This window comes from Anabaenopsis tanganyikae CS-531 (genome assembly GCF_029891675.1).
Lineage (GTDB): Bacteria > Cyanobacteriota > Cyanobacteriia > Cyanobacteriales > Nostocaceae > Anabaenopsis > Anabaenopsis arnoldii.
Window position 1 is genome coordinate 49,206 of sequence record NZ_JANQDF010000109.1, and the last position, 7,604, is coordinate 56,809.

The following is a 7,604-nucleotide window of genomic DNA, read 5'->3' on the forward strand; positions in this document are numbered from 1 at the left end:
TACTGGATTTTGGTCCTAAGATGCAGGAGATTCAATAGGAAACATACACTTATCAGAATCACATCCACTAGGCCCAACCTCTGTTAATTCACCCGAATCATAGCGACTCAAAACGGTACAGAAATTATCTGTTCTGCGGCGTGCTTTAACTTGTTGAGTTAAACGCTCATAGGTTGACTTGTCTATGGGCTCAAATGGTAAGCGTGGGAATGATTGCAAGTCATCGAACCGGGCTAACAGCGCGGCGGAAATATAGCCTTCATGATTTTGGATGGCTTGATAAATTCGCTGTCCTAACGGTTCAACTTCTTCAGAACGTAGTTCTATTGTTGCTGATGTGTTGTGAGTTACATACCAACGCTGAACTTGGAGGGCAAAGTCAAATTGAGCTAAGGCGGAAAACTGAGAAACATCAATTTCATCTGCTCCTGGTAAGTCAGCCCAAGATACGGATACAGGAATTTCTACTAGCCATTCAGTTACACGGGGGTCAAATGGGTCATTTAGTAAGTTTCCCTGTTCGTCCTTGTCTGATTGGGATGGAATGACGCTGTACCCGTAGTCAATGCAGGCTAGTGCTACTGGGTCATTTTTCCTGAAGGTGATCCGTCGGATAAATCTCTGTGATTTGGGAGGATGCCAACCCGGGCTAGCACCTGTTAATAAAGATTTAGTTCCACTGGGTTGGACGGTGGTACAGCGATTGGGCCGTTTAATGTTGTGGCGATCGCAGTAGTCCCAAACAACTCGGTGTACTGTATCTTTCCAGTAGCTAAGATATTTTGCCTCTTGCTCTTTCCAAGCCAAACCTTGGGGTGTTTCTGGTCTACCTTCAGACCACCAGCGCAACCAGTCTACACCAAAAGCATGAACAAAGAAATCGAATAATCCGGTAAAGGAGACCCCAACAATCGGGTCTAATTCCCGGCTCTTTTGGTAGCGTGGCTCTAAAAATTGATGGTTTAACAGTGCTGCTACAGATAAAGCCCCAGCAGTAAAGGCTTTTTCTTGTTCTTTGTAGTCTTCTGGGTCAATTTGGTTTAAGTGAATTTCTGATAAGTTACAGTGAAAGTTAGAGCCTATGATTTCACCACAGGGGTTTAAGCCATAGCGGTTTAAACGATGTTCTAATTCTTGAGAATCAATCTTTGGGTGACGTTGTTGTATCCATTCTTTGGCTTTTCCTTGATCATAAGCTTGCAGAAAATCTTTTTTTAATTGTGGTGTATTGAGCAAATCACAATTAGCTCTGGCTACGGATTCCCCAGCCCACTGAATAGCACCTTCGCCACTATAGTATTGTTTACGAACAGATTCTATACACTCTTCTAATGTGGGTTGGCGGTGAAAAACTCTGGTATGATTAGCCATGCGTAAAGGGTCACGTTCTGGGTCTATGCGCCAGTTACCCTCTTGATCTTGTTGCCAAAGATTATCTTTAGCTGTTGCTGCTAAATTGTCATCAGACTTAAACTGACGCATTCCAGCACTGCGCCGAATATTTCCGGCAACAATTGCAACAGCAGCCTGGTCAATCAGCAAACAGCATTCCACGGAGTTTAATTGTCTTCCTATAGCCTTGTTGAGTATAGATGCACACTTTTCATATAGGTCTGGTAATTTGACGGGATTAGCTACTCCACCAAAGCCCTTGAGGGGTTCGCCGGTTTTACGTACATTACTGAGGTCAACTATTACCTGTAGTTCTGTGGATAACCTTTCATTTGTGGAGAGTTCCAATAGGGATTTGTAGGATTCTACCCAGCCTTCGCGGCTATCTCCCACATAGATGGTAACGGTATTGCCTTCTATGGAGGTTTTAGTATGTTGATAACGTAATCCTGAAGGTATGCTACCAATTTCCCCTTGTACCGTGACATTTAAGTGATTACGGATCACAGGGAGTTGATTGATGTGTTGGGGTTCTATAACCGCACCAGTACCACAGCCCATCATGGCTAAATCCATCATTAATGCAAATGCACTCCAGTCTTGCAGGTTTGTGGATGTGCAATTATAAGCGCCGGAAAAGTTTTTGGATTTGGTGATCCACTCTGTACCACCCACCCATAACCAGCGTCCACTGGGTAAGGCTTTGAGGTGGCGTTGCATATTTTCTAGGGTGGCAATCTCGTCTGGGTTGAGCTTCCCTAATTCGATGATCCCCTCAAGGGTGCGATCGCATACCTCGTCCCATGTTTCCCTCAGCCCTGCCTTTGTCAGACGGCTGTAGGTTCTAAAAAATACAGGATTAGCAGCTGGCGCTGTTTCTGGGAACTCTGCACTCTGACGTATTCTTTCTAGTTCTCGAACCATAATCAAGTCTTGTAGCTTGCTAACAGATTATGACTATACGCTAACTAGATTTTGGATGAAAGATTGCCAAATTTTCCACTTTGCGCTACTCACCCTGGTGTACTAATAATAACTTACATTCAGAATGTATAATTTAATTCGCTTTGATTGCTATTGGTTTGATACTGAGTTATGGTCAAAAACTAATTATCGTTAATTATCTGGATTTTCTGGAAGAAAATCCAGATAATGGATCTGTACCGCCAACCCAGTTAAAATCACTAATGCGGATGCTGAAACCGCCTAATTCCACTATTGGGTTATAACGCAAAGTGATGCCATAGGTACGGCGGCTATATTCTAAAATATAGTCTGTGCTAGTTTCTCTACCAGTTTCCAAGTTAATTGCTGTTTGTAAGCCTAAAAGAAATGGCCCATAAATTTGCACCTGAGCGCCAAGACTTAGGACTTTATTATCAACTGAGCGGTCAAACAAAAAGGGTGACAGCCCGCTATTTGATCCCTGAGAATAAGTCACGTTGAAAGCGGTATAGTCTAAATAGGGGCGAGAGAAATTACCAAACTGCCCGACCAAACCGACTGCGGCGGTGAGGGTGCTTTGATTTTGGTTATTAGTATAATAAGTATGTGTACCTATGACACTGGCAATTGTCTGTACGTAAGGGACTACGGGGTTTGGTGTATATCGTAATCCCTCTGTAGAAGTAGGTGGTAATGGTTTACCTTGCCATAGTAAAAACCCCCGACTGAGGCTTGCAGTAGCTTGTAATCGACCAAGGGTAATACGATTATTGTGACCCTGGGCTGCTAGCAAATCTAGGCGGTCGGTGTTGGCATTGATATATTGTACGCCAGCCTGATAGTTGAGGTTAACACCAGTGTTACCTAAAGGAATCACAGGAGAGGTAATCAGACCACCAAGACTGCTCTGGACAGTTTGAAAGCCAAGAGAGCCATTATACAGGCGATCGCGGTAGCTATATTCTAGATTTAATACGTGAGGATTAACATTGCCTAATATTTGGCGCATGCGCAAACCAAGCTGCAAATTTTCCTCTAAATTGTTTAAATTGGTTAACTCACCCCCACCTTCTAGTGTTAACCCTGGGTTGAAAACAGCATTTAAACTGGTCTTGACACCAAACAAGGCAGCTAAATCATCTGTACCCCCTTGCAAGGCTTTTTGCACAAACAACTGAGGGATGATTCTCCAACGTACCTGCTGGGTATCAACAGGTGTGAAACCCCGTTCCACAAATAAACCACCCCGCTTATCGCCATCAAAACCTGGAGACACTAGAAATGGTGAGGCGTCGCGTTCAAAACTGTCAATAGTTTGTTTATCTACGGGAATTGGTAAAGAGACTTTTTGGTCAAAAACTAAACGCTGTCCCCGTGTAGTAATAGTTTCTTTAACAGGAGACTCCCTGATAGAGGTAACTTGAGATGCACGTAACTCTAATTCTGGGGGTGAAAAGGGGTCGTTAGTAATTCGCACATCAAAAGCTTGCCAACCTCGGGGATCAAACGAAATCCGTTGAGCTTCAAACCGGAGTCTCCTGACTTCACCTCCGGTTATAGGTAAAGGGAGATTCCCGGCTTGGATACCACCTAATGTGAAGTCAATACCCCCGGGGCTAGTGATTTGAGTCAGGGGCTGATTTCTTCTGACCCTATCACTTACAGGAGCCTCAATTCCAACCGGTGTAAAATTACCGGATGAAAAAGCGAAATCTTGTTGGGCTGAGGGTATGAAAATCTCGCCGCTGCCATTTTCTATTTCCCCATTGTCTTGGATAAAATTATAGGTAAAGCGTTCTCCCCGCAGGACTTGATCTCCTCGTGTTAATGCCACATTACCAGAACCCACAGCGACCAAGTTATCTAAATTTACTTGCAGGCGGTCAGCATCCACCACAGCCCCATCAAATCGGACTACTACATTACCTTCGGCAGTGACAATTCGCCGTATTTGATCATACTCCTGCCTATCTGAGATAACTTGTATAGTTCTTTGTCTGGCTGAAGGTGTAGGTGAACCAAATTCTATAGTAGACGGTGTCGAGCTTTCCTTACCAGGGTAACGAGACTTTAACTGTAGGGTATTTTGTACGGGTTGAGAACTTGGTGTATAATTTGGGGTATCAACTGAAATATTTATGCCTTCGGGAAATTGTTGAACACAAATATTAGTTTCCTGCTGTTGTGGAGTTACTTTTCCCGTTGCGACTGGCACTTTGGGTTTATTCTTGGGCGCTTCCAACTGCTGTCGGTGATTAGCAAATGTCTGGGGTTGACTCAAACAAGCAGCACTCTGAGAATCCGTGAAGGTTTGTGAGGTATTGGATGTACCATCTCCCACATTGAAAAGTGGAATTTCCTCTGGTGGCGGCGACGCTTGTTTGTGTGCTTGGGGATTTTTTTGATTGGGTATAAATGAGAAAAACTGAGTATCACTAGCACGAGAAATAGAATCTGCTGATGATACCACTTGGAGAATGGCAGGCGGTGGAGGTAGGGGAACTGGATGAAGCATATCTAGGCACATCAAGCTAACAATTGAACTCTCCCGGCTTTGAAAAACCAGGATTCTCCCCTTTCGGGCTTTGACTGACTCAATCAGTTTTCATCCCGGATCTTGGACACAGGGGTTCTCAGGCTCCCACTCAGTTTTCTGATGGCCAATTAATAGCCGGAAGGATCAATTATACGTTGATCTTCCGACCTTTGCTTTCTGCCTAAATATATTAGGAAGCTGCTCAGAGAGGGCGCTGGTGTTTTACGTCTTCGGGCTGTTTTGAGAGCCACTACTATGTTAACGCTGATTATTAAGCCAGCTGCTCCCCCTCCTTGAAGAACAGGAGTTTTGCACTTCCCCTCAAAGTTAATAATTGGTGGCTATTCTACTCTAAATCCTGGCGTCCGGGGTTACGAGCTGGATCGTTTGACAAAAATCCAAAGACGAATATAGCCACAAAAAAGGCAACAACAATATAAACAGCGATTTTTAAAGTCACCATACAAATATCTCCAAAGGTTGTGAGAAAAAAGTGTATCTCCTGTGTATCTGCTATACAGAAAAGATAACTACTTTATATTACCGAAATGTCGCCCCTTTTTAAGATCAGTTTCAGTAGTGAATCTTCCTTAGAGGATGTTTGATAAGTTTTCCACAGGTAATTTTTATCTTAGGGAACAGGGAACACACCGAACAGGGAACACCGGAACAGGGAATAGGGAAGGGGGAATGGGGAACACACCGAACACACAAAAAACAATAAAATCCAGTCCCCTCCCCTGACAAGGGGAGGGTTAGGGTGGGGTCAAATAATATTCGATACACTAATCATGACTTGACAAACATCCTCTTAGATGTTTGTCAACAGTGACGAGTCTTGTTTATCCCATATTGCATACATTTTACAATTTATTTTACAAACTAATCACAGGATTTATAATGACTGCGATAGCCATAGCGTGGCGTTAGTCATATAAAATCGCTAGTGTCCTACATCCCCAGGTTTAGAAAACCCTGGTTCTGGTTGCGTCTTGGGTAATAATCGCCTTCACCAAAGTGGGGGGAGCGTTAACTTAGTCCTTGCTACGATGTCACCAAATCTTTGCTAACTCGACTTTTGATTACTCTTGCAGGTATACCTACGGACACAGAGTAGGGGGGAATATCTTTAGTGACAACTGATCCTGCGCCAATAACACTACCTTTACCAATGGTAACGCCATCTACTACTGTTACTCCGTGCCCTAGCCAACAATCATCTTGAATCTCGATTCCCTGACGGGTTATTCCTTGGTATTTTATGGGTTGTGTTACAGAAGCAAATTTGTGGTTATTGGCATATATTCCCGAATGAGACGCTATCATGCAATGCTTACCAATTTTGATATTTCCCGGCCCAGCAATACAGACATTGGGACCTATAAACGTTTCATCACCAATGGATATGCAAGTGTTATCCAAACATCCAATATCAATGTAACGCTCAAGAGCTACTCCATTTCCTAAAGAAATTTTATTATTTGGGTGTCCTTGGGCATCCAAGCGTACACCTTTAAAAATATATACACCATTGCCCATCTCAATGGCAGAAGTCCCCAGAAATTCCACGCCGTGTTGGATATAAATTAGTTTCCCCATCTGGGAAAAAATCTGGGGATATACGAGATTTCGCAGTTTGGGACCAAAAGCAATTGTGGGAATATCTCCTAACAGGGTCGTGAGCAATAGTTCTTGTAGTCTTTGCAATTTTGAGGTATGTTGCTTGTTAATCATGGTTAAATATCTCTCATTCAAGTTTTGGGCAATTATTGCAGAACTCTTGAGAAGGTAAGCTTTGTTTTGGTAGTGGCACTGACACTGAAGATTATTAAAATGATGAAGTTTGTTTTTAGGTGTAGAAAATCATTCCCCAATTATTAGTTAGTCTCATGGATAAATAGGAAACTAATTCCTAATTTTGACTAACTTGAAATATAGAGACACTAATTAGCATGGGTAATATTTACTCCAGGTTAATTCATTCACATGAATTGCAGGTTTGGTCTGTGTAGTTGCAGCAAAATTTATCCTATCTACATAGACTGACGAACATGGCTAAGAGTTTTAGACCAATAGCCTCTGACCGCAGGTTACACAGATAAATCCGTAGTTTATCTACATGCAGCCTGCTTTATATATACTACTGTTCAGTATTTTTTTTTACATTCAAATCCCTTGCCGTTAAAATTACTCTGCTGAATGATCCCAAATTTTGCAGATAATTTTTAACAGGATTCACATATAATTATTCCGGGATTTTTATGAGTGCTTTTCGTTATACACAAGAATAAATTTAGGGTGGAGTTTCACCAACTTGAGCCATCACATTAAAGTTCACCATTGGTGCAAACAAATAAGCGCTTCCACGATTGCGATGACGAATTTCTTGGAACGAATTTTTGGAGTATGCGGCGCTAATCATGTTGCACATCGGTGAGTTACAGGGGAACCAAGTCACAATTTGAATTACATCAATATTTTTTGGTGATAACTGCTTTTAAGATTAACATATTTTTCTTAGATGGGAACATTTTGAATAAATAAGTTTGTTCCAAGTTGGTTAATGTTAGCTAATTGACAATTAACAATAATTAGGACTTACGCAACTGGCACAGGCGATCGCTACGCAGAGCTTGCATCTGTGTGTAGCAATCGCTAAATGAAAGCACATTGGTATTATATAAGTGATGTCAATGGCACGGGGGGATGCCTAGTGCAGTTGATAGTAGAA

General features: G+C 42.4%; 5 protein-coding genes. All 5 read right to left on the reverse strand.

What is annotated here, in order from left to right; all coding sequences use genetic code 11:
- Positions 1–15: 15 nt before the first annotated feature.
- Positions 16–2,316 (reverse strand): ribonucleoside-triphosphate reductase, adenosylcobalamin-dependent, encoded by a 2,301-nt coding sequence (gene nrdJ / locus NWP22_RS11245; RefSeq protein ID WP_280793020.1) that lies wholly within the window; start codon positions 2,314–2,316, stop codon positions 16–18.
- Between the two features lie 196 nt (positions 2,317–2,512).
- Positions 2,513–4,852 carry a DUF3769 domain-containing protein gene (locus tag NWP22_RS11250; RefSeq protein ID WP_271732380.1) on the reverse strand — a complete coding sequence of 780 codons (2,340 nt, stop codon included), beginning with the start codon at positions 4,850–4,852 and terminating at the stop codon, positions 2,513–2,515.
- Positions 4,853–5,219: 367 nt separating this feature from the next.
- Positions 5,220–5,336, reverse strand: a complete 117-nt coding sequence (locus tag NWP22_RS11255) for a photosystem II reaction center protein I (RefSeq protein WP_200987887.1) — start codon at positions 5,334–5,336, stop codon at positions 5,220–5,222.
- Positions 5,337–5,917: 581 nt separating this feature from the next.
- On the reverse strand, positions 5,918–6,607 hold the full coding sequence (locus tag NWP22_RS11260; RefSeq protein ID WP_271732379.1) for an acyltransferase: 690 nt from the start codon (positions 6,605–6,607) through the stop codon (positions 5,918–5,920).
- Between the two features lie 559 nt (positions 6,608–7,166).
- On the reverse strand, positions 7,167–7,304 hold the full coding sequence (locus NWP22_RS11265) for a hypothetical protein (protein WP_280801889.1): 138 nt from the start codon (positions 7,302–7,304) through the stop codon (positions 7,167–7,169).
- Between the last annotated feature and the right edge of the window lie 300 nt (positions 7,305–7,604).